The organism is Paenibacillus sp. W4I10, assembly GCF_030816325.1.
GTDB lineage: Bacteria > Bacillota > Bacilli > Paenibacillales > Paenibacillaceae > Paenibacillus > Paenibacillus amylolyticus_B.
On the sequence record NZ_JAUSXX010000001.1, the window covers coordinates 6,164,384 to 6,184,244 of the forward strand.

The 19,861-nt window shown below is 46.0% G+C and carries 23 protein-coding genes; 21 read left to right on the plus strand and 2 right to left on the minus strand.

Features of this window, described 5'->3' with window-relative positions:
* The first annotated feature begins 76 nt into the window (after positions 1 to 76).
* The 10 genes from QF049_RS27575 (at position 77) to QF049_RS27620 (ending at position 9,133) form a co-directional block, all read left to right on the plus strand.
* The gene (locus QF049_RS27575; RefSeq protein ID WP_307542048.1) at positions 77 to 928 is read left to right on the plus strand and encodes a DegV family protein; all 852 of its coding nucleotides are present in this window, start codon (positions 77 to 79) and stop codon (positions 926 to 928) included.
* 206 nt (positions 929 to 1,134) lie between these two features.
* Complete coding sequence (locus QF049_RS27580; RefSeq protein ID WP_047841679.1) at positions 1,135 to 1,800, plus strand: response regulator transcription factor; 666 nt, start codon at positions 1,135 to 1,137, stop codon at positions 1,798 to 1,800.
* A complete protein-coding gene (locus QF049_RS27585) occupies positions 1,797 to 2,729 on the plus strand; it encodes a sensor histidine kinase (RefSeq protein ID WP_307542053.1) in 933 nt (310 codons plus the stop codon). Before QF049_RS27580 ends, QF049_RS27585 begins: the two co-directional genes overlap by 4 nt.
* A gap of 128 nt (positions 2,730 to 2,857) precedes the next feature.
* A complete protein-coding gene (locus tag QF049_RS27590; protein WP_307542055.1) occupies positions 2,858 to 3,781 on the plus strand; it encodes an ABC transporter ATP-binding protein in 924 nt (307 codons plus the stop codon).
* Positions 3,774 to 4,472, plus strand: a complete 699-nt coding sequence (locus tag QF049_RS27595; protein WP_210110102.1) for an ABC transporter permease — start codon at positions 3,774 to 3,776, stop codon at positions 4,470 to 4,472. The genes QF049_RS27590 and QF049_RS27595 overlap by 8 nt, the downstream gene beginning before the upstream one ends.
* Positions 4,473 to 4,577: 105 nt before the next feature.
* Positions 4,578 to 5,390 carry a bifunctional hydroxymethylpyrimidine kinase/phosphomethylpyrimidine kinase gene (thiD, locus tag QF049_RS27600; protein WP_017692191.1) on the plus strand — a complete coding sequence of 271 codons (813 nt, stop codon included), beginning with the start codon at positions 4,578 to 4,580 and terminating at the stop codon, positions 5,388 to 5,390.
* 251 nt (positions 5,391 to 5,641) lie between these two features.
* Positions 5,642 to 6,322, plus strand: a complete 681-nt coding sequence (locus tag QF049_RS27605) for a response regulator transcription factor (RefSeq protein WP_307542058.1) — start codon at positions 5,642 to 5,644, stop codon at positions 6,320 to 6,322.
* Positions 6,319 to 8,067, plus strand: coding sequence for a sensor histidine kinase (locus QF049_RS27610; protein WP_307542060.1), 1,749 nt, complete (start codon positions 6,319 to 6,321; stop codon positions 8,065 to 8,067). The genes QF049_RS27605 and QF049_RS27610 overlap by 4 nt, the downstream gene beginning before the upstream one ends.
* A 21-nt stretch (positions 8,068 to 8,088) precedes the next feature.
* On the plus strand, positions 8,089 to 8,634 hold the full coding sequence (gene pssA / locus QF049_RS27615; RefSeq protein WP_124118155.1) for a CDP-diacylglycerol--serine O-phosphatidyltransferase: 546 nt from the start codon (positions 8,089 to 8,091) through the stop codon (positions 8,632 to 8,634).
* 13 nt (positions 8,635 to 8,647) lie between these two features.
* Positions 8,648 to 9,133 carry a DedA family protein gene (locus tag QF049_RS27620; protein ID WP_091019228.1) on the plus strand — a complete coding sequence of 162 codons (486 nt, stop codon included), beginning with the start codon at positions 8,648 to 8,650 and terminating at the stop codon, positions 9,131 to 9,133.
* Between the two features lie 303 nt (positions 9,134 to 9,436).
* Here the strand turns inward: QF049_RS27620 and QF049_RS27625 are convergent, their stop codons facing one another.
* Positions 9,437 to 10,627, minus strand: coding sequence for a cation:proton antiporter (locus tag QF049_RS27625; protein ID WP_307542063.1), 1,191 nt, complete (start codon positions 10,625 to 10,627; stop codon positions 9,437 to 9,439).
* A gap of 376 nt (positions 10,628 to 11,003) precedes the next feature.
* On the opposite strand from QF049_RS27625, the gene QF049_RS27630 reads away from it, so the two are divergent.
* The 6 genes from QF049_RS27630 (at position 11,004) to QF049_RS27655 (ending at position 14,629) form a co-directional block, all read left to right on the plus strand.
* Positions 11,004 to 11,576 (plus strand): DUF420 domain-containing protein, encoded by a 573-nt coding sequence (locus QF049_RS27630; RefSeq protein WP_017692198.1) that lies wholly within the window; start codon positions 11,004 to 11,006, stop codon positions 11,574 to 11,576.
* Positions 11,577 to 11,649: 73 nt separating this feature from the next.
* Positions 11,650 to 12,393 (plus strand): 2,3-diphosphoglycerate-dependent phosphoglycerate mutase, encoded by a 744-nt coding sequence (gpmA, locus tag QF049_RS27635; protein ID WP_076328872.1) that lies wholly within the window; start codon positions 11,650 to 11,652, stop codon positions 12,391 to 12,393.
* A 171-nt stretch (positions 12,394 to 12,564) separates the two neighbouring features.
* Entirely contained in the window at positions 12,565 to 12,735 is a 171-nt protein-coding gene (locus tag QF049_RS27640; RefSeq protein ID WP_190945097.1) for a hypothetical protein, read from the plus strand.
* Positions 12,736 to 12,914: 179 nt separating this feature from the next.
* A complete protein-coding gene (locus QF049_RS27645) occupies positions 12,915 to 13,823 on the plus strand; it encodes an aldo/keto reductase (protein WP_307542066.1) in 909 nt (302 codons plus the stop codon).
* Between the two features lie 85 nt (positions 13,824 to 13,908).
* On the plus strand, positions 13,909 to 14,235 hold the full coding sequence (locus tag QF049_RS27650; RefSeq protein ID WP_091019235.1) for a thioredoxin family protein: 327 nt from the start codon (positions 13,909 to 13,911) through the stop codon (positions 14,233 to 14,235).
* 211 nt (positions 14,236 to 14,446) lie between these two features.
* Complete coding sequence (locus tag QF049_RS27655; RefSeq protein WP_124118151.1) at positions 14,447 to 14,629, plus strand: hypothetical protein; 183 nt, start codon at positions 14,447 to 14,449, stop codon at positions 14,627 to 14,629.
* Positions 14,630 to 14,898: 269 nt separating this feature from the next.
* Here QF049_RS27655 and bacA read toward each other — a convergent pair whose 3' ends face one another.
* Positions 14,899 to 15,708 (minus strand): undecaprenyl-diphosphate phosphatase, encoded by an 810-nt coding sequence (gene bacA / locus QF049_RS27660; RefSeq protein ID WP_017692204.1) that lies wholly within the window; start codon positions 15,706 to 15,708, stop codon positions 14,899 to 14,901.
* A 214-nt stretch (positions 15,709 to 15,922) separates the two neighbouring features.
* On the opposite strand from bacA, the gene QF049_RS27665 reads away from it, so the two are divergent.
* The 5 genes from QF049_RS27665 to QF049_RS27685 all read left to right on the plus strand — a co-directional run bounded on the left by QF049_RS27665 (position 15,923) and on the right by QF049_RS27685 (position 19,662).
* Positions 15,923 to 16,555, plus strand: coding sequence for a TetR/AcrR family transcriptional regulator (locus tag QF049_RS27665; protein ID WP_124118149.1), 633 nt, complete (start codon positions 15,923 to 15,925; stop codon positions 16,553 to 16,555).
* Between the two features lie 114 nt (positions 16,556 to 16,669).
* Positions 16,670 to 17,521 (plus strand): substrate-binding periplasmic protein, encoded by an 852-nt coding sequence (locus QF049_RS27670; protein ID WP_307542070.1) that lies wholly within the window; start codon positions 16,670 to 16,672, stop codon positions 17,519 to 17,521.
* Between the two features lie 32 nt (positions 17,522 to 17,553).
* Positions 17,554 to 18,198, plus strand: coding sequence for an amino acid ABC transporter permease (locus tag QF049_RS27675; RefSeq protein ID WP_017692207.1), 645 nt, complete (start codon positions 17,554 to 17,556; stop codon positions 18,196 to 18,198).
* 16 nt (positions 18,199 to 18,214) lie between these two features.
* Positions 18,215 to 18,961, plus strand: coding sequence for an amino acid ABC transporter ATP-binding protein (locus tag QF049_RS27680; protein WP_100529852.1), 747 nt, complete (start codon positions 18,215 to 18,217; stop codon positions 18,959 to 18,961).
* 278 nt (positions 18,962 to 19,239) lie between these two features.
* A complete protein-coding gene (locus QF049_RS27685; RefSeq protein ID WP_017692209.1) occupies positions 19,240 to 19,662 on the plus strand; it encodes an OsmC family protein in 423 nt (140 codons plus the stop codon).
* Positions 19,663 to 19,861 lie beyond the last annotated feature (199 nt).

Below are 19,861 nucleotides of genomic sequence, written 5' to 3' on the forward strand. Positions count from 1 at the left end.
TTTTAAATAAACCGCCGGGCTTGTGACTGACGATTGAGGATACAGAACGAACAATCCGGCAAGAGAGAAGGATGTCATGAAGAAAATTGCATGGGTCACCGATAGTACCAGTACACTGGATCCCGTTTTTGCGGAGCAAAATCATATCTACATCGTACCGCTGCGCATCGTATTTGGAGAGGAATGTTATCGGGAAACCGATGACATTACATCTGAAATGTTCTATGAGAAACTTGCGGAGGCTTCACGTGCGAGCAGTTCGCAGCCACCCATTGGCGAATTCATTGAACTGTATGAGTCGCTCAAAGACAAGTACGATGAGATTATTACGATTCATTGCTCTACAGAGCTTAGCGGAACGCTGCATACGTCCATGCAGGCTGCAGAGATTGCAGGAGTGACGGTGACCGCAATTGATTCAAAGGCAGGTGCCTATCCTCACCGTGAGATGATTATGCAAGGACTGGAATGGCAGAAGCAGGGATGTTCAGCTGCCGAGATCAAAGTAAATATTGAACAGATGATTGATAACATGTCCTTTTACCTCATACCGGCCAGTCTTCAGCATCTTCATCGCAGTGGACGGGTGTCCGGCACACAGCTGATCATCAGTCAACTGCTCAAGATCCATCTGCTGCTTCGATTTGAAGAGGGCAAAGTGGTTGTGAATGAGAAGATTCGCACATTCAAGCGGACAAAAGAGCGTATGCTGGATATGCTCAAGCTGGATATGGAGAAAGTAAAACATGTGTGCATTATGCATGCGAACAATCAGGAAGAAGCCGTTACAATCAAAAAACAGATTGCAGCTCTGCTGCCTAGATTAAAGACCGAAATCATGCCGTTTATCCCTGTGGTGAGTATTCATGCAGGTGCAGGAACCATTGGACTGTGCTGGATCCACAGTGAGAACGGATATAGAGAATAGAAGCACCAGCATTTATCTACAGACACTCATAGACCTGGCCGGAAACACACTTTATACCAAAGTGGTGATCCTGTCAGGTTTTTTCGTATGTCATTGCCAATTCAAACAAACTGTGAGGTAATAAAAGAAAAAATGTTCATGTTGGAGGGGAACTCGTGTCTAGTCACCGCTTGTTGCTTGTTGAAGATGATCGTTCAATTAGTGAAATGGTCGGACCTTATCTGGAAAAAGAGGGCTACGACGTCACGTATGCATATGACGGCTTAGAGGCAGAACGTCAGTTCAGCCAGTCACAACCCGGGTATGATCTGGTTATTCTGGATCTGATGCTGCCCCGCAAAAGTGGGATGGATGTGCTGCAAACCATTCGGGCAGTCAGTCTGGTACCTGTGCTCATTCTGTCTGCGAAGGATGGGGAGGTGGACAAAGCGTTAGGTCTGGGGTTCGGTGCAGATGATTACTTGAGCAAACCGTTCTCGTTAATCGAACTGACTGCCCGCATCAAAGCTGCGATTCGCCGCGCCAATTATACGACTCCGCCCGTGGCTGAAGTGGCTAAAGATCAACGTATTCACATCGGAGGACTGGTGGTTGACATGGAGACGTACGAGGTGGAGCGAGAAGGTACACCCGTCAAGCTGACATCCAAGGAATTTGGAATTCTGAAGCTGTTGGTTACCCATCCTGGCAAAGTGTTCACCAAGGCTCAGATTTACGCTTCCGTCTGGAACGATCATTATTATGGAGACGAAAATATCATTAACGTACATATGCGTCGTCTGCGTGAGAAACTGGAGGCAGATCCTTCGGCTCCCCAGTATATCAAGACACTCTGGGGCATCGGATATAAGCTGGAGGCGGAGCAGGGATGACACTGATTTTTGCCAGTACAACAGCTATTCTGGCCATTGCCTTCATTGTATTGTGGTTGAAATTCCGGAAAAGAAACCAACACCTGTCCTATATTCATCAGAAAATATCCGCTATTTTGGATCAAGGCACCTTTGAGCGTTTACTCGTATTCAATAGTGATGACCAAGTCAGTCAGCTTCTGAAAGACATGAACCAGCTGCTTGACTATGCCCACCGCGCTAAGGCCGGTTATGCGAATCAGGAGAAGGAGATGCGTAATATGCTCTCCAACATTTCACATGATCTGAAAACGCCACTCACGGTGGTGCTGGGTTATAGTGAGACCTTACTGCACAGCCCATCATTGACCGATCAGGAACGGAAGATTATGACAGAGAAAATACAAGATAAGGCGCAGGAAGTGCTGCGTTTGATCCATTCCTTTTTTGATCTGGCAAAGCTGGAATCTGGAGACACGGAGCTAGTGCTTAGTCGAGTGAATATCAGCGAATTATGCCGGTTGAAGATGCTTTCCTTTTATGAAATGTTGACGAATCTGGGGTTGCACGTGGAGCTAGAGATACCTGATGGTGATATCTTCGTGCAAGCGAATGAAGAAGCATTGGACCGTGTGCTGGATAATCTCATTACCAATGGAATGAAATACGGGGCAGAGGGTAAGGTACTGGGGCTTTCACTGGATCATTCGATCGGTGCACCTGTGACGCTACAGATCTGGGACCAGGGAAAAGGGATTCCTGAGAGCGAGCATAGTCGTGTGTTTGAACGAATGTATACACTGGAGGATTCCCGCAATCGACTCTATCAAGGCAGCGGCCTGGGTCTGACCATTACGAAACGGCTAGTTGTGCGGATGGGTGGAAGTATTCACTTGCATAGTGTGCCACATCAACGGACTGTATTCTCGGTTACCCTAAAGGCTTGGTAGACCCTGAGTTTGGCGTGTCCGGTCAGACTTAAGGTTTTTGTAAGATTTGATTAATAAAAAAGAAGACTTTTCTCTTTACAATATAGATATAGGAACCCGGACAGGGGACGTAAAGGAGAACAAGGACGATGAATTATATCGCACGAACAATAGATGTGACCAAAGTATATGAAGGGGTGGAGGTTGTATCCAACGTCAATATGAATATTAAGCAAGGTGAGATCTATGGATTCCTCGGTCCGAATGGTGCTGGTAAAACAACCATCATGAAGATGCTCACCAATCTCGTCAAACCAACCACAGGGGAGATTGAACTGTTTGGGGAGAAGCTTACGCCGACCTCCTATGAAGTGCTGAAGCGAATGGGCAGCATTATTGAATATCCTTTTTTCTACGATAGGCTGTCTGCTCGCGAGAATCTGGAACTTCACTGTGAATACATGGGATTCTACAACAAAAAGATCATCGACAACACGATGGAAATGGTAGGGCTGAAGGATACGGGCAAGAAACCGGTCAAAGACTTCTCCTTGGGCATGAAGCAGAGGCTGGGACTGGCTCGTGCACTTATAACCACACCAGAACTGCTCATTCTGGATGAACCGATCAACGGATTGGACCCTGTAGGGATCCGGGAGATGCGAGATTTGTTCAAGCGCCTTAGTAATGAGTATCGCATTACCCTGTTGGTCTCCAGTCACATTCTTGGCGAGATAGAGCAGATTGCGGACACAGTTGGTGTCATTCGCGGCGGTCGTTTGGTGGAAGAAGTATCAATGGAGAGCATTCGTGGAAGTCAAAATGAGTACATTGAGTTACAGGCGATGGATATCCGCAAAGCGACCTATGTCATTGAACACCAGCTTGGTTTGAGTAATTATAAACTGGTTGATGACCAAACGTTACGCATCTATGATCTGGGAATCATTCCATCGGAACTGAACACCAAGCTGATTCAACACGGCATTGAGATTGAATCGATATCCAAACGGGCTCATTCCCTGGAAGAACACTTCATGAAGCTTGTGAAAGGGGATGAAGACGTTGCTTAAACTAATCAGACTTGAGATGCGGAAGCACCGTTTTGCACGTAATTTTGCAGGTGCAGGTATTGCCAGCATAGCCATTCTTCTTTTCCTGATCATGATTGGATTCGTGGATGTAGGAGCAGAAGATTATGCCTATGCCGATTACCAGACCGCCTTTATGATTATCGATACTTTTGTGAGAGCGACCTTTATCATATTTGCAGGAGCTTTATTATCTAAGCTGGTGATCAGTGAGTATAGAAATAAAACGATGAACGTCATGTTCACCTATCCCATCCAGCGTCATAAAATCATTGCTGCCAAATTGATTATCGTGTTTGGTTTTACATTTGTGATGATTATGGTTACCGACCTGTTGATGGGTTCACTGCTGTTGATTGTTAATCATTTCTACTCCTTCATTCCCGGATCATTGACAAATCAGGATATATTGGGACTTCTGGTGAAGTACAGTATGAGTTCTTTATCGGCTGCGTGTATGGCACTCATTCCCCTATTCTTCGGTATGCGTAAGCATTCTGTTACAACTACAATGGTCTCGTCCATTTTGTTGGTTTTGATTGTCTGCTCCGGATTCAACGGGTCGGAAGTTTCCATTCATTCACTTATTATTATCCCTCTGACCCTTGGAGCAATAGGGATATGGATTGCTTCGATGTCCATGGTTCGTCTGGAGACAAAAGATGTGAACTGAATCATTCGGAAAACCATGCTCTGTATGGCTTCAGATGCCATTGACATCCGCTCGTACAAGGGATAGGATAATGTCAACTGAGACACGAAGGAGAATGCAACTACCATGACGATTCCAAAAACATTAACAATAGCTGGTTCGGACACGAGCGGCGGAGCAGGTATTCAAGCTGATTTGAAAACTTTTCAGGAGCTGGGTGTGTATGGCATGACCGTACTGACTACGGTTGTGGCAATGGAGCCCGAAACATGGGATCACCAGGTCTTTCCTGTTGAATTAAATGTAGTTGAAGCACAGCTTCGCACTGTTCTGGACGGTATCGGTTTTGATGCCATGAAGACAGGTATGCTCGGTTCTGTAGATATTATTGAACTGGTAGCAAAACATATTCGCCGCAGCGGTCTGCCACAGATCGTTATCGATCCGGTAATGGTCTGCAAAGGTACAGACGAAGTACTGCAACCGGAAAATACGGAAGCGATGATCGAATTCCTGTTGCCAGGTGCTGATCTGGTTACACCTAATCTGTTCGAAGCATCCCAACTGGCGAAGAGTGGACCGATTCGTTCCAAGGAACAGATGGAAGCAGCGGCAGCAGCAATTCATGCCCATGGCTCGAAACATGTTCTGATCAAGGACAGAGGTGTCATTAGCCCGGGTAAAGCAATGGATCTACTCTATGATGGAACCAACTACGAATGGTTTGAAGCCGATGTTGTCGGCTCCGGATATACGCATGGTGCGGGCTGCACAACGTCTGCGGCGATTACCGCAGGATTGGCTCGTGGTCTTTCAGTGAAAGAGGCTGTTCGTGAAGGTAAAGCCTTCGTGACCAAAGCGATTGCTGGCGGATTCCCGCTGAACCGTTTTGTTGGCCCGACACTGCATGTGGCACACCGTCTGGAGCAACAACGCTAAGTGTTGCTAGGGAGCGCGCAGTAGCGCATCAATTCTGGATAACACACTTCGATTTCATTCAAGTAGCTGTCAATGAGCAGGAGCTTGCTCGTTGATGGCTTCTTTTTTTATGCGAATTTTTATAAAAATTAGTAACTTTTGGCTTATATTAATCGTATATATCATGGGAGCATTCCAAAACATGTATGGACACATGAACGACACATGGAATAGGTATGTTATCATCAGAAATCTAAAAAGGAGAGTCGGCCATGATCAGAACAGTGCTTCTGGTGGAAGATGAAAGCCGCATTCGTGAGATTGTGGCCGATTATTTCATAAAAGAACAATGGAACGTCATAGAAGCAGAACATGGAGTACAGGCACTGGAACTGTTGGCTCTGCATGAGGTGGATTTGGTTATTCTGGATGTTTTGATGCCTGAAATGGATGGATGGACGTTATGTGGGCATATTCGATCCCAATCCACCGTACCTATTATCATGCTGACTGCACGGTCCGAGGATGACGATAAAATTCATGGATTTCAGCTGGGCGTAGACGATTACGTTACCAAGCCGTTTAGCCCACGTGTGCTGGTTGCACGTGCAGAGACATTAATGAAGCGTGTTGAAGGTGCATTTGGACGAGAGCAGGGTGTGATTCGTTTCGGAGAGGTAACCCTTGATCCATGGGCTAGGCGCTTGGAGAAGGACGGAATTGAAGTGGAACTTGCACCAAAAGAATATGATCTGTTGCTTTATTTGGTACGTAATGCAGGCATTGTGTTGTCCCGGGATGCCATTTTGAATCGGATCTGGGGATTTGATTTTGAAGGGGACTCACGTGTTGTGGATACTCACATCAAGAAGTTGCGTAGCAAATTGGGTGATGAAGCCAAGTGTATCCGGACGGTGATTGGCACTGGATATCGTTTCGAGGCAGAAGCATGAGAAGAAATGGCGTAACAATGAAGCTTTTCCTGGTCATGGCAGGATGTCTGGTACTTCTATATGGGACGACGGTTTTTGCCCAGTTGTTCTGGTTCCCCGACTTCTATCAGCATCAAAAGGTCAGCAGTATGAAGAAAAAGCTGTCCAAGTTCGAACAGCAATATTCCAATGGACATTGGAGTGATTTACAGCTGGCTAAGGAGACCGGGAAGTTCATGCGTCAGAATCAATCACATCTGGTCATTCTGACGAATACCGGAAGATTGGTTAATGACCCGTTCCACATTACGTTGCTTCAAGAGGATGGAAGTCACGTGAAAGTGTCCTTGTCCTTGTTTATCAATAGTGAGAATGCTGGCTGGATTACATCCCATCTGAAATATGGGCAAGTACTGACGGTGAAAGGTCCGGCCAGCGAATCCATGGTCTATCCATTCAAAATCCAGGATGCCACTTCTGCCGCATGGGGAACTGAAAGCTTTCAGGAATCAATTGAACCGGTAAAGGAATGGTCAGGTGTATTGACCGAGGTAGTTCTTCCCAATCTGGCAACGTGGAGTCAGAGGCAGGGACTGCTGGTGCAAGCACTGGATAGCCGGTTCCCGTTGTCCACCGAAGACCAACTGGCCTTGGCGAATGGCAAAATGCTCAATGAAGAATGGATGGATAGCTGGAGCGGTGTTCGCAATGTCATCACCATTGCTCCAGTGCATCGTTCCGGACCCGAGCAACAACTAATCTTCTCGCTCACCTCTCTACAGGAGATGAGGGAAGCGAATGAGGCAACACGTTTGTTCTATGCGTATTTTGGCATAGGGGCATTTATATTGATTCTGTTGCTGGCGTTACTCCTGTCCCGAATTGTAACGAAGCCGCTCTTGGCCTTGAACCATGTCGCCAAGAAAATGTCTACGCTGGATTTCACGGTGAAATCACCCATCCGGCGTAATGATGAAATCGGCAGTCTGTCTAACAGCCTCAATGCCTTATCGGGAACCTTGGGTCAGACACTGGAAGAGCTGAGGCAGGCCAACACGCAGATGCGTACAGATATGGAAATGAAGCAGGAGATTGAACAGCGTCAGCGCAAGTTTTTTGCCGATGCATCACATGAACTTAAGACACCAATCAGCATTATTAAGGGATATTCTGAAGGGCTGAAGGATGGCGTGAGTGAGAGCAAACGGGAACGTTACATTGAGATCATTGCCGATGAGGCGATCAAAATGGAAACGATGGTTGAAGAGATGCTGGATCTGGTGCGACTGGAATCCTCAGCAGTTCAATTGAATACGGATGCTGTTGCACTGGCTGACATGATTGAAGATATCGCCGGCCGTCTGGGTCCGCAACTGAAGGACAAAGGATTGGATGTGGTGCTTGTATCCACAACAGAACAGACGGTGGAGGGTGACCGAAGCAAGCTGGAGCAAGTTATTTTCAATATCATGATGAATGCTATACGTCATGCAATACCACATACCGATATAACTATTGAGATCAGCAGGCGTGAAGGTTTTGTCCATATTTCCATTGAAAACAAGGGCGAGCACATTGCTGAAGCTGAGCGGCAGTATATATGGGAGAGGTTCTATCGGGTAGAACGCTCACGTAATCGTAAAATGGGGGGGACCGGGCTCGGTCTGGCCATTGCGAAGCAGATTCTTGATCTGCATGGGTGCAGTTATGGAGTGGAGAATACACCGGATGGAGTCCGTTTTTATATTATTTTTCCTAAAGCCTAGTACGAAAGGGAGTCAACTCTTATGAAGTCTTTACCATCGATTTTAACCTTGGGGAATCTGAGTTCAGGCATGCTGGCAGTCATTATGGCTATTCATGGTGAATTTGCCCTGGCTGTGATGATGATATGGGTAGCGATGTTCTTTGATCTGTTTGACGGATTTGCGGCTCGTAAATTGCATTGTGAGGGTGAGTTCGGCAAATCCCTGGACTCGCTTGCGGATGTAGTTTCATTCGGAACAGCACCCGTGCTGATTCTGTACCTGAATTCCATGCTTGAAGTGAGTGTGCTGGGGATGGCCCTGACTGCATTGTTTCCGGTTTGTGGTGCTTTGCGTCTGGCCCGTTATAACTGTCAGAAGACAGCAAGCAGTGGTTTTGTCGGGATGCCGATTACATTTGCCGGAGGTCTGATGTCCTTTTTCGCGCTCTGGAGTCCTTATTTCACACATGGTGTAGCTTATCTTGTCATTATTGTATTATCCGGTCTCATGGTGAGCCAAATCCGATTCCCGTCTCTAAAACAAGTGCTAGCCTCACATGAGAAGGATATTGTGGAACCGAAATAAGGAGCGAGTCAGTATGGAATTTGCAAAAGAATTTATTGGTCAATATGGTTATTTCGCAATATACGGACTACTGGCTCTTGGCGTTATTGGCATGCCGATTCCGGATGAGGTGATGATGACCTTTGTCGGTTATCTCGCCTCCATCTCGGTATTGAATTACTCCGTATCCATCGCCGTCAGTTTCGGTGGCGCATTTACCGGAGGGCTGCTTAGCTACATGATTGGCAAGAAGGCAGGCAGGCCGCTGTTCGATAAGTATGGCAAGTGGATTGGCGTGAATGCCAAACGATTTAGCAGGGTGGAGTCGTGGTTTCTGAAATATGGATACTGGTCAATCATCCTCGGTTACTTCATTCCGGGCATTCGTCATCTGATGTGTTGTTTCTCAGGGATGAGCCGCATGGCAATTGGCAGATACGTAGTTGTATCGGGCATTGGTGCATTCGTCTGGTGTGTTGTCTTTATCTCAATTGGTTTTTATGTTGGTGTGTTAACTTAAAATGGGACAGCCTGTTGTAACAACGGGTAAAGATGGAAGACCTCTTGAGTGTAAGGTGGTCTTTTTTTGTTTTCTACGATATAGCGAACTTGAGTGAGTAACGAATACGTATGACTTGTAAAAATACAAAAAAAAGCCGCTCTGACCATCTCTAACCTTCATGTTGAAGGGGAAGAATGGATCAAAGCGGCGTGTGCTTCACGACCGTATTGAATCTTCTAAAGAAGATATAGCCAATATCTCCCAAACTAAAAATATTTCACAAAGCCATCAGGTAAGCTAAACGTAGATATTCTTTTACAGTTACCCGCTTAAATGTGATTCTTCAATTCCTCTTTCGACTTGCTTTTCACCCTTTTTGCGTGCAAAGGTAATTTTGAGCAGAGGTGGCGTAACAAGCGTAGTGATTATGACCATGATTACTACGCTCGTAAAGTATTCCGGATCAAGTAAACCGGAAGCAAGGCCCGTTGAAGCGATAATGAGTGCAACCTCTCCTCTAGAGATCATTCCTGAGCCAATGGCCAAGGATGACGTACGATCAAATCCGGTAAGACGTGCACCGGCTCCCCCACCAAGAAGTTTGGTTAATATGGCGATTATACTGATGACAACAATAAACCAAATCTGTGAACCCACACCGTCAAAGGTGACATTTAAGCCGATACTGACAAAGAACACCGGAACAAAAATTCCGTAGGCGATTGGTTCAAGTTTGGTTTCAACTTCATGTTTGAAGTTGGTTTGAGAGATAGCAATACCTGCTGCAAAAGCACCAATAATACCTGCAACACCCATCCACTCAGCAAAGTAGGAAAATCCGAAACAAATGATCAGCCCGGCAGTAATAACGGTTTCCGTTACCTTCAATGGTGCCATCCACTTCATGATGCGTGGAACAAGGAACCAGCTGGCAGCGATAATGATAACAAAGAATAATAACTTCTTACCAATGAGCAGAGAGATCGAAGTGTCTCCACCGCCTGTACCGAGCAAGCTCATCATAACGGCAAGAATGACTACAACCAGAACATCATCGACGACAGCTGCACCAAGGATTGTTGTCCCCTCACGAGAGCTGAGTTGATCCATGTCTTTTAGTGTTTGAACCGAAATGCTGACAGACGTTGCACAGAATAACAGTCCAAAGAACAATGCGTGTGTCTGTGTCATACCGAAAGCAATGGCAGAACCATAACCTCCAATGAAGGGTAAAATGATACCACCTACAGCAACAGCAAACGCTGCTTTCCAGTTTTTCTTCAATTGTTCCAGATCAGTTTCAAGTCCGGCAATAAACATCAGAAGCAGTACCCCGATCTCGGCCATATAATGGACGAAATCACTCTGTTGAACCCAACCAAGCAGCGCAGGTCCGAGGATGACACCAACGATCAGTTTCCCTAAAACAGAAGGTTGACCGAGTCTAACGGACAAATCACCCGCAAGTTTGGTGAAGATCAAAATAAGTGCAAGAACCAAAACAAATTCCATAAGTGTGCTCCTCTCCAGCAGTTGCGTTTTATAGGATTACCAGCCCAAGGGCTATCCATTCTCAGCTTCAAAAAACAAAAAGACACAGAAAGGCATTAGGAAAAGTGCCGTTCTGTGCCTAAAAAAGACAAAGAGGGGCCCTTGGTGACAGGCTCCTCCAGTTTCAACGCGTATGTGATTAATTGCATTAATTATACCACAAATAAAGACTTGGGTAAATGGGGGCTGGTGTGGATTTGATTGAAAATAGCCGCAAAGGGGCATTTTATAGGGAAGTGCAACGGTTTTTGTTCAGAGTGTTGTCACTTAACAGCCCGGAATTGCCGAGATATAATGATATAGAACATAGAAGTTAGGATATGAGGAGGATTTTGCATTGGGCAAAAATAACAAAGGGGAACCGAACATTCCATCCCCGACGAGCAATAAAAATTTCGCAGGCATCATTATCACGATTTCCATTCTCGCTAATGTCATTATTTTATTATTGTTCTTCGCACCATCCATTGGTTACAAAGGTGATGTAACCTTTGATATTACGGTGTTGCCGCGGTTTAATGCCGTGTTTAACAGCTTTACCTTCATCTTCCTGCTTGCAGCGCTTATTGCTATTATCAAGCGGAATGTGAAGCTGCACAAACGATTTATTCTTGCTGCATTCTCAACAACACTTTTATTCCTCGTGACCTATCTGACGTTTCATTACCTCTCACCAGAGACGTCCAAATACGGCGGCGAGGGCATCATTCGTTCCATCTATTTCTTCATTCTGATTACCCATAGTATACTGGCAGCCCTCATTGTTCCATTGGCGTTGTTCACACTGGTATGGGGTTGGACGAATCAATTGAAAAAACACCGCAAAATTGCACGTTGGACTATGCCAATCTGGCTGTATGTAAGTTCTACAGGTGTTGTAGTATACCTGATGATGGCACCATATTATTAATGTGATGAACGTTTCACTGTGCTAATTAGTTTGACTTGCGGGTAATGTTTCCATGGAAGGAGGGTTCAAGTTTATGTACAGAGTTGTTTTGATTCGCCATGGACAGAGCATGTGGAATGTAGAGAATCGTTTTACCGGATGGACAGATGTGGATCTGACGACGGATGGTTACGCAGAAGCTCGTAAAGCAGGGAAGATCATGAAGGAACAGGGATTTGATTTTGATTACGCCTATGCATCCGTGCTGAAACGTTCTATCCGAACACTCGATATTGCGCTGGATGAAATGGACCTCATGTGGATTCCCATTACGAAGACTTGGAAGCTGAATGAACGCCATTATGGTGCGCTGCAAGGACTGAACAAACAGCAGACTGCTCTGAAGTATGGGGAAGACCAAGTAAAGGAATGGAGACGATCCGTGAACGTATCTCCCCCGGCACTGGACGAAACCGATGACCGATATGTGCAGGATCTGGACAAGTACAAACGGCTCGGATGCACCATCCCTTTTACGGAGAATCTGATGGATACATCGAAGCGTGTACTGGAGTACTGGAATGCGGAGATTAAACCGATGGTGTCTGCTGGCAAAAGAGTGCTGATCTCTGCGCATGGTAACACGCTCCGTTCACTCGTCATGCATCTGGACCAATTGTCCGAAGCAGACGTGATGGCGCTCAATATCCCGACAGGCATTCCGCTTGTCTACGAATTGGATGAAGATCTGCATCCCATCGGACACTTTTATTTGACCGCCGATGGTTCGACCTACAAACATGAAGAAATGACCCATGTGGCAACGCCATCTGATTAACGGGTGTGAGCGTTTATGCCTCAAAAGAGCAAGTGAAAGATGACCGCTGAATTTTAATTCGGAGGTCATCTTTTTTTCTGCGATCAAGCCTGCACTTCGTTTCGTTTTGCTCCCACAGGGTAATTGTCAAACAAGACACGATGTACATTTATCCTGAAGGAGGAGAAGCACATGTCTAAAAGAAGAGGAATACTCATGACGGCTATCGGCGCAGGTGTGACTTATCTGATGAGGAACAAACAAGCAAGAGATAAGCTGTTTAGCACGGTCTCGGGTATGATGAAAAGCTCCAATTCGTCCAACGGAACAAGTAAAGCCAGACCACGCGTGGAAGTGAAATAGATTGCGATAGCTCGTTTATCGCTTGAATTCAAATGCGATCATAAGAAACCTGGAGATGGAATCGTTCCAGGTTTTTTTGTGCAATCAAAAGCAATCCCTTGCTTTTGTGTGTAATGCGATTTTTGCCAGCAAGAATGATACAATGGATACTTGCAGAACGTATGGAGGGAGATGCACATATGAAGAAAAATCGTCTGGGTACATCCGAACTGATGGTGTCTGAGATTGGGCTGGGATGTATGTCACTTGGAACTGAAACGGAGCACGCTATGGGCCTGATTCATGAGGCTCTGGATCACGGTGTCAATCTGCTGGATACTGCCGATCTGTACGACGCAGGGCGTAATGAAGAGATTGTAGGACAAGCTATTAAGGGGCGTCGGGACCAAGTCATTGTGGCGACCAAAGTAGGTAATCGTCGTATGCCGGGTAAAGAGGGCTGGTCATGGGACCCGTCCAAAGCCTACATTAAGCAGGCTGTACATGAAAGTCTGAAGCGGTTGCAGACCGATTACATCGATCTGTATCAACTGCATGGCGGGACCTTGGACGACCCCATCGAAGAGACGATCGAAGCGTTTGAGGAACTAAAGAAGGAAGGACTTATCCGATATTACGGAATTTCCTCCATTCGTCCCAATGTCATTCGGGAGTATGTAAAGAGGGCATCCATCGTCAGTGTGATGAACCAGTACAGCATTGCTGACCGCAGAGCGGAAGAAGAAGTGCTGCCTTTATTGGAACAAAAGGGGATCAGCGTAATTGCCCGTGGGCCCGTAGCTAGCGGAGTGCTTGCCGATTCCGGATCTGCCAAGGCAGACAAAGGTTATCTGGACTATACGCCAGAGCAACTATATACCATTCGGCAAGGGCTAAGTCGTCTTGTTACAGACCAACGCAGTATGGCTCAGACAGCTATTCGCTACGCGTTATCCCATCCTGCCGTAGCAGCAGTTGTCCCTGGTGCCAGTTCAAAAGAACAGTTACTGCACAATATTGCTGCTTCGAATTCGCCTGAACTCACCGCTGCTGAAATTCAGGAAATACGAGAACTCAGTCCCGCTAATCTGTACAAGCAGCATCGTTAACTCTATTAAGCCTATTTTCAATTGTAACCATACGAGGTACAATGAAGATCAGCCAAAAAAGGAACATATAAGGGAGAGAAGACATATGGAAAGAATTCAAAGTGAACAGCAATATTTGGATACAATCAACTCTGATGGTTTTACCGTCATTAAATTTGATACAACCTGGTGTCCGGATTGCAAAAACCTGGATCGTTTTATCGGGGATGTTATCGACCAACATGCGGACAAAACCTTCTATGCCCTGGATGCAGAAAAGTTCCAGCCATTTGCTGAAGAGAATGGTGTACGCGGTATTCCAAGCCTGCTCGTCTTCCAGAACGGCAAGAAAATCGCACATCTGCATAGCAAATGGGCTAAAACACCTGCTCAGATCTCCGAGTATCTGGAGACGCTTGAATCCAAAGTTTAAGTGTACGAAGGCATCAGCAGTTTATTTAATTAACCTAGCTAAAGAGACCTCTTCTTGTCCTGCGACGGAAGGGGTTTTTCTGTTTCATTCCAGTCTGCATGATGTGCATTTGAATAACTGAAGTTGAGAAACAACGCTTGTTTAGAATTTGTTCAGTGCTCCCATGTATACTGTGAGAACAAACTGAATATTTGGAGTGAACAAGATCCGTATGAAGAATGAAATTTTTGAAGAAATGCACCAATTAAGTCACAATGATGACCGAAGGTACCGATTGTTGATGATCGGGGTGAAGCAATTGCTGCAGGAACAAAAGGAGAATAGATATAATCTGCGTGAGAGATTAAAGAATCGAAAGAAACACCGGAACTTTCAAGTAAAAGAGTGGTATTAGACAGGCTGCCTTTCAGAAGTGAACATAAATATGGTTGTCCATGATACATAATAAACCTAGTCGGCATCACCAATGATCCAACCCACTAAAGAAGGAAGTAATGAAGAATCAGGCTTCTTCTAATTACGGATATTCCTGTCTTTGGAGCAGCAACAGAATCGTGAAGCAACAGAAACATAGTTCAGAATATAAAATATGGCGGCCTCGCTTCCCAAGGGAACGTGAGGCCGCCATTGATTTTGCCTGTCTAATTACTTGAATTGTAATGCTTACATCAAAATAATAAAGAACACGGCTGCCAAGACAAAGCGATACACAGCAAAGACGGTCAGGCTCAATTTTTTCAAAATGGACAGGAACGTCTTGATCGCAAGCATGGCGACGATGAAAGCAGCGATGAATCCAATCGCAAAGATTGGGAAATCACTGCCGTTCAGGTGATCGATACTTTTGTACAGGTCATATCCCGTAGCACCAATCATAATTGGCACAGACACGAGGAATGTGAACTCCGCAGCGGCTACACGGCTTACCCCTGCAAAGAGACCGCCTGAGATCGTTGACCCGGAACGGGAGAAGCCTGGCCACAATGCCAAGATCTGAAATATACCCACCGCGAATGCCTGTTTGTAGGAAATATCATCGACATCATGGGTAGTAATCCGTCCACTCTTCCGGCTCCAGCGTTCGGCCACGATCATCAATATACCACCTATAACGAGACTGTACAGCACTGTTTCCGGACCAAACAAATGTGCTTTGATCCAGTCGCGGAATACAAGTCCGATGACTACGGCAGGAACCATCGCCAGGAAGATATGTCCCAGATTGAGGCGACGGGAGTAAGGTCTGCTCCCTCCGGTGAAGCGGAACATATCAATGAATTTGTTCCAATACAGTACAACAACAGCAAGTACAGCCCCGAGTTGAACAACCACCTCAAACGTTTTGACTGACTCGTTGTCCTCCGATAAACCCAGCAAGTGGGCAGTCAGAATCATGTGTCCAGTAGAGGACACGGGCAAAAACTCAGTCAAACCTTCGATGATGCCCATAATAATGGATGATATAATGTCCAATTCTCTTCCTCCTTGAAATGCAGGTGACAGCACAGGCTGTCCTGCTTGACCATGCCTGTTCATTTGAACAAGGCTATCACCTATTATGATCACAAATGCACTCAACTTCAACTTATGCTTGTAACCATTTGTTTAAAACTATATTGACAAAAACCTAGTTATCCCATAGGATATAACTTAACTGACTGACTGATCAATCGGGAGGGTTACATGAATGACCAAAATTAACGGTTTGGAACCCGGTGAAGAACGCCGGGACCAAATAATACGCATAGCGATGGAGCGTTTTGCAACCCAAGGTTACCATCAGACGAAAATTTCCGATATCGTCCGCGAGGCTGGTGTGGCGCAAGGGACGTTCTACTGGCACTTCAAGAGTAAAGAAGCCATTGCTTCGGAGATTGTCTTAACGGGCAAGGAGGAGTTGCTTGAGGCGATCGGACAAGGGTACCGCAAGGATGCAGGATCGGTAGAAGATATGGTGAAAGCATCGGAAAGGCTGTTCACTGACTTGTTCTTGTTTGCCGCGCAGAATCGCTATTTTATGGAACTGTTGCTCAAAGGCATCGTGACAGAAGAATCCGTACAACGCCTGGTTGAGGAGACACGTAATGCTGTCGAAACTGCGTTTCGTCACAATATGGAACGAGCCATTGAACTCGGCATGTTGCCTAAGGGCATGGATGTACCTCTTCGAGCAGCGTTATTGGTAAGCATGATTGAAGGCATGATATCACGCTGGTTGTTCGGTTCCGATGAGTTGCACAGCAAATTCTCAGCCATGACAGCTTCATCGCTGGCAGCTGAGGCAGCAAGCTTTGAGTTTTACGGACTGTTAGGCACATAAGATTCACATGATTAAACAAATAGCAGGGAATAATGGGTACAACTGCGGTTTAGTCACAATAAAGTAACCAAATGTACACCCAGATTAATACACGACTGAGAGGAAGTTAACGTAATGAACAAAACATATGGATCGAAAACTCGTAAAGGCTGGTCTTTGACAGCAATTCTGCTGATGACCGTGCTGGTACTTAGTGCTTGTGGAAGTAAAGCAACAGATGGTGGAAGCACAAATGGTGCACAGGCAAGCAATGAATTGGAGCAGATCAAGTCTGCTGGCGTTATCAAAGTGGGCATGATGGGCACATACGCACCGTACAACTTCCTGAACGATAAGAAAGAAATGGACGGCTACGATGCCGATATCGCACGTGAAGTTGCGAAGCGTCTGGGTGTAGAGGTTGAATTTGTATCCCAAGAGTTCTCCGGTCTGACACCAAGTCTGCAAGCGAAGAAGCTTGATGCCATTATCAGCCAAATGACGATTACCGATGATCGTAAGAAAGTACTGGATTTCAGTGAACCGTATATTACGAACCAAGTTAAAATTATTGTAAAAGAAGACAATAACGATATTACCAAGCTGGAAGACTTCAAAGGGAAGACGATTGGCGTAGGTCTGGGTACAAATGATGAATCATATCTGCGTAATGAAGTGTTGCCAAAAGTGGGAGACTTCACGATTAAAACCTATGACGATGTCATCTCTTCACTCAAAGATCTGAATGCTGGGCGGATTGACGCAACAATTAACAATATGTATGCTCTGAAACCGATTGTGGATGCCAATGGCTTTAATATCAAAGCTGTAGGTGAAGCTATTAAGAGTGACCAGGCAGGTATTGCTGTTCGCAAAGACAATCCGGAACTCGTAGCAGCACTGAATGATGCTCTCAAAGGCATGAAAGATGATGGCACGTACAATACCATTTTCAAAAAATGGTTTGGTGAAGAGCCTGCGCAATAATGAACCTGCAAGGCGAAGGGAAGATTTGACCCATGGAACTGGTATTTGAGAATATCCCCTTCTTTCTGAAGGGGGCTTACTATACGCTGTATGTAACTGTGATCTCCATGTTTTTTGCGTTCATCATCGGGGTGCTTGTTGCGATTGCTCGTCTGAAGGGACCGATGTGGCTTAGGTTGATCGCAAGGTTTTATGTATCCATCATGCGGGGAACCCCGCTGCTGGTGCAATTATTCGTTATTTATTACGGATTGGTCGATTATGGAGTGACCTTGGGATCACTCACGGCTGCCTGTCTGGGACTGAGTCTGAATGCAGGTGCGTTTCTCTCAGAGACCTTCCGTGGAGCCATTCAGGCTGTACCAAAAGGACAGACAGAAGCTGCATACGCAACGGGAATGACTCCGGCTCAAGCGATGAGACGGATTATCTTCCCGCAGGCTGTGCGCATTGCGATTCCGCCGATGGGGAACACCTTCATTGGCATGCTGAAGGAAACATCACTTGTGGCGGCCATCGGTGTTACCGAGTTGTTGCGTTCAGCACAGCTACTGGTATCACAATATGCATTGAATATGCCTTTTTATCTGGCCATCGGTGTGATCTACTGGATTATGAGTATCGGCTTCTCGGCCATTCTGGAACAAGTGGAGCGCCGGCTGGCTCGGGCTTACTGATGGGAGGAGAGAACCGATGATTACAACAACCGGACTTACCAAACGTTTTCAGAAAAATGAAGTACTTACGAACATCGATCTTCATGTCGATGCCAAAGATATTGTTGTATTGCTCGGCCCAAGTGGTTCAGGCAAAAGTACCTTGCTGCGCTGTCTGAATGGGCTGGAAGAGTTGTCTGGAGGACAGATTGAAGTGAACGGCATTGTGGTTAACAGTGCAGATCCGCTGCGAGTCCAGCGTGCCCGGGTACTGGAGATTCGTCGCCAGACCGGCATGGTATTCCAGCAATTCAATCTGTATCCGCACAAGACAGTGCTGGGTAATGTGATGGAAGGTCTCGTTACGGTAAAAAAAATCAAGCGTGACGAAGCGGCTGAACGCGGCCGGATTCTTCTGGATCGGGTCGGCTTGTCGGATAAGCAGGATGCGTATCCATCCCGATTGTCTGGTGGACAACAGCAGCGGGTAGCCATTGCACGTGCACTTGCAATGGAGCCGGAAGTGATGCTGTTTGATGAACCCACTTCTGCCCTTGATCCTGAGCTGGTCGGAGAGGTGCTTTCCGTCATGAAGGAGCTGGCAGAGGAAGGCATGACGATGCTGGTCGTGACACATGAATTGAAGTTTGCCCGTAATGTGGCGAACAAAATCGTCTTTATGGCGGATGGATCAATTGTGGAAGAGGCAAGTCCACAAGCTTTTTTTGAACATCCGACCCAGGAACGGACACGTCGTTTCTTGCAGCAGATAACTGAATTTTGATGAAGATAACAGCGATCGGAAGAACGAACGTACCCTGAGCGGGTATTTAAGGTCGTTAACGATATCAGTTCAACTAAATTTTTTGCACAAGAACGGAGAGGACAGAAGAAACCTGAAGAAGCGGAGCGTGCGCCTTTATCCCCTGATTTTTCCCTTGAAGAAGGGAATCAAAAAAATCTGGGGATAACAGCGATCGGAAGGTTATTCTGTCATCGGAGTGGCAAGTGCAAACCTTTTTCGCTTGAACTTAAACTATTGTGAGAAAGAAGGATAACATCATGAATGTAACAACCGTATGGAAAGGCAAACGCGCGTTTACTTCCGAAGGACCCTCTGGCTACGCTGTTGGCATGGATGCCACTGCTGCTTATGGAGGTGACAGCAAGGGTGCAACCCCGATGGAATTGTTACTGGCTGGTCTCGGGGGCTGTATGGGAATCGATATTACAATGATTCTGGATGCTTTCCTGGACAAAATTGAGTCGATTGAGATTGAAGCGCAAGGCACACGCAGTGAAGAGATGCCTAAAGGGTTCACATCCATTGATCTGATCTTCAAAGTCGATGGGGATATCCCGGATTATCGCATCTGGAAAGCCATCCAGATGGCTGAGGAAAAATATTGTGCAGTTTCCGCTTCGCTGAACGCCGATATTCATCCTAAACTGATCCTCAATGGGGTAAGTACACCTCGTCCTTAATAACACACGAGCAGATTCTATACTGAGAGGCACTTCCAATCGTGGGAGTGCCTTTTTTGGCTTTTCTAACCCATCAACAGGGATTTCGCCCATCTAGGAGTCACTAAACTTCTGTCAGTAGAAAATAATTCCGTAAGCCCGGTCGCCATGTTAGTGGCGGCCTCTTTTGTTAGAGGTTAGGCTGGCTTGTTGCCTGGCA

Excerpts from the sequence above, each read along its gene's own strand:
- QF049_RS27590 (WP_307542055.1), top strand. The coding sequence starts at position 2,858 with ATGAATTATATCGCACGAACAATAGATGTGACCAAAGTATATGAAGGG.
- QF049_RS27610 (WP_307542060.1), top strand. The coding sequence starts at position 6,319 with ATGAGAAGAAATGGCGTAACAATGAAGCTTTTCCTGGTCATGGCAGGA.
- QF049_RS27585 (WP_307542053.1), top strand. The coding sequence starts at position 1,797 with ATGACACTGATTTTTGCCAGTACAACAGCTATTCTGGCCATTGCCTTC.
- pssA (WP_124118155.1), top strand. The coding sequence starts at position 8,089 with ATGAAGTCTTTACCATCGATTTTAACCTTGGGGAATCTGAGTTCAGGC.
- QF049_RS27655 (WP_124118151.1), top strand. The coding sequence starts at position 14,447 with ATGAAGAATGAAATTTTTGAAGAAATGCACCAATTAAGTCACAATGAT.
- QF049_RS27670 (WP_307542070.1), top strand. The coding sequence starts at position 16,670 with ATGAACAAAACATATGGATCGAAAACTCGTAAAGGCTGGTCTTTGACA.
- QF049_RS27675 (WP_017692207.1), top strand. The coding sequence starts at position 17,554 with ATGGAACTGGTATTTGAGAATATCCCCTTCTTTCTGAAGGGGGCTTAC.
- QF049_RS27640 (WP_190945097.1), top strand. The coding sequence starts at position 12,565 with ATGTCTAAAAGAAGAGGAATACTCATGACGGCTATCGGCGCAGGTGTG.
- gpmA (WP_076328872.1), top strand. The coding sequence starts at position 11,650 with ATGTACAGAGTTGTTTTGATTCGCCATGGACAGAGCATGTGGAATGTA.
- QF049_RS27620 (WP_091019228.1), top strand. The coding sequence starts at position 8,648 with ATGGAATTTGCAAAAGAATTTATTGGTCAATATGGTTATTTCGCAATA.
- QF049_RS27650 (WP_091019235.1), top strand. The coding sequence starts at position 13,909 with ATGGAAAGAATTCAAAGTGAACAGCAATATTTGGATACAATCAACTCT.
- QF049_RS27665 (WP_124118149.1), top strand. The coding sequence starts at position 15,923 with ATGACCAAAATTAACGGTTTGGAACCCGGTGAAGAACGCCGGGACCAA.
- QF049_RS27580 (WP_047841679.1), top strand. The coding sequence starts at position 1,135 with ATGGTCGGACCTTATCTGGAAAAAGAGGGCTACGACGTCACGTATGCA.
- QF049_RS27575 (WP_307542048.1), top strand. The coding sequence starts at position 77 with ATGAAGAAAATTGCATGGGTCACCGATAGTACCAGTACACTGGATCCC.
- QF049_RS27685 (WP_017692209.1), top strand. The coding sequence starts at position 19,240 with ATGAATGTAACAACCGTATGGAAAGGCAAACGCGCGTTTACTTCCGAA.
- QF049_RS27625 (WP_307542063.1), bottom strand. The coding sequence starts at position 10,627 with ATGGAATTTGTTTTGGTTCTTGCACTTATTTTGATCTTCACCAAACTT.
- QF049_RS27605 (WP_307542058.1), top strand. The coding sequence starts at position 5,642 with ATGATCAGAACAGTGCTTCTGGTGGAAGATGAAAGCCGCATTCGTGAG.
- QF049_RS27680 (WP_100529852.1), top strand. The coding sequence starts at position 18,215 with ATGATTACAACAACCGGACTTACCAAACGTTTTCAGAAAAATGAAGTA.
- thiD (WP_017692191.1), top strand. The coding sequence starts at position 4,578 with ATGACGATTCCAAAAACATTAACAATAGCTGGTTCGGACACGAGCGGC.
- QF049_RS27645 (WP_307542066.1), top strand. The coding sequence starts at position 12,915 with ATGAAGAAAAATCGTCTGGGTACATCCGAACTGATGGTGTCTGAGATT.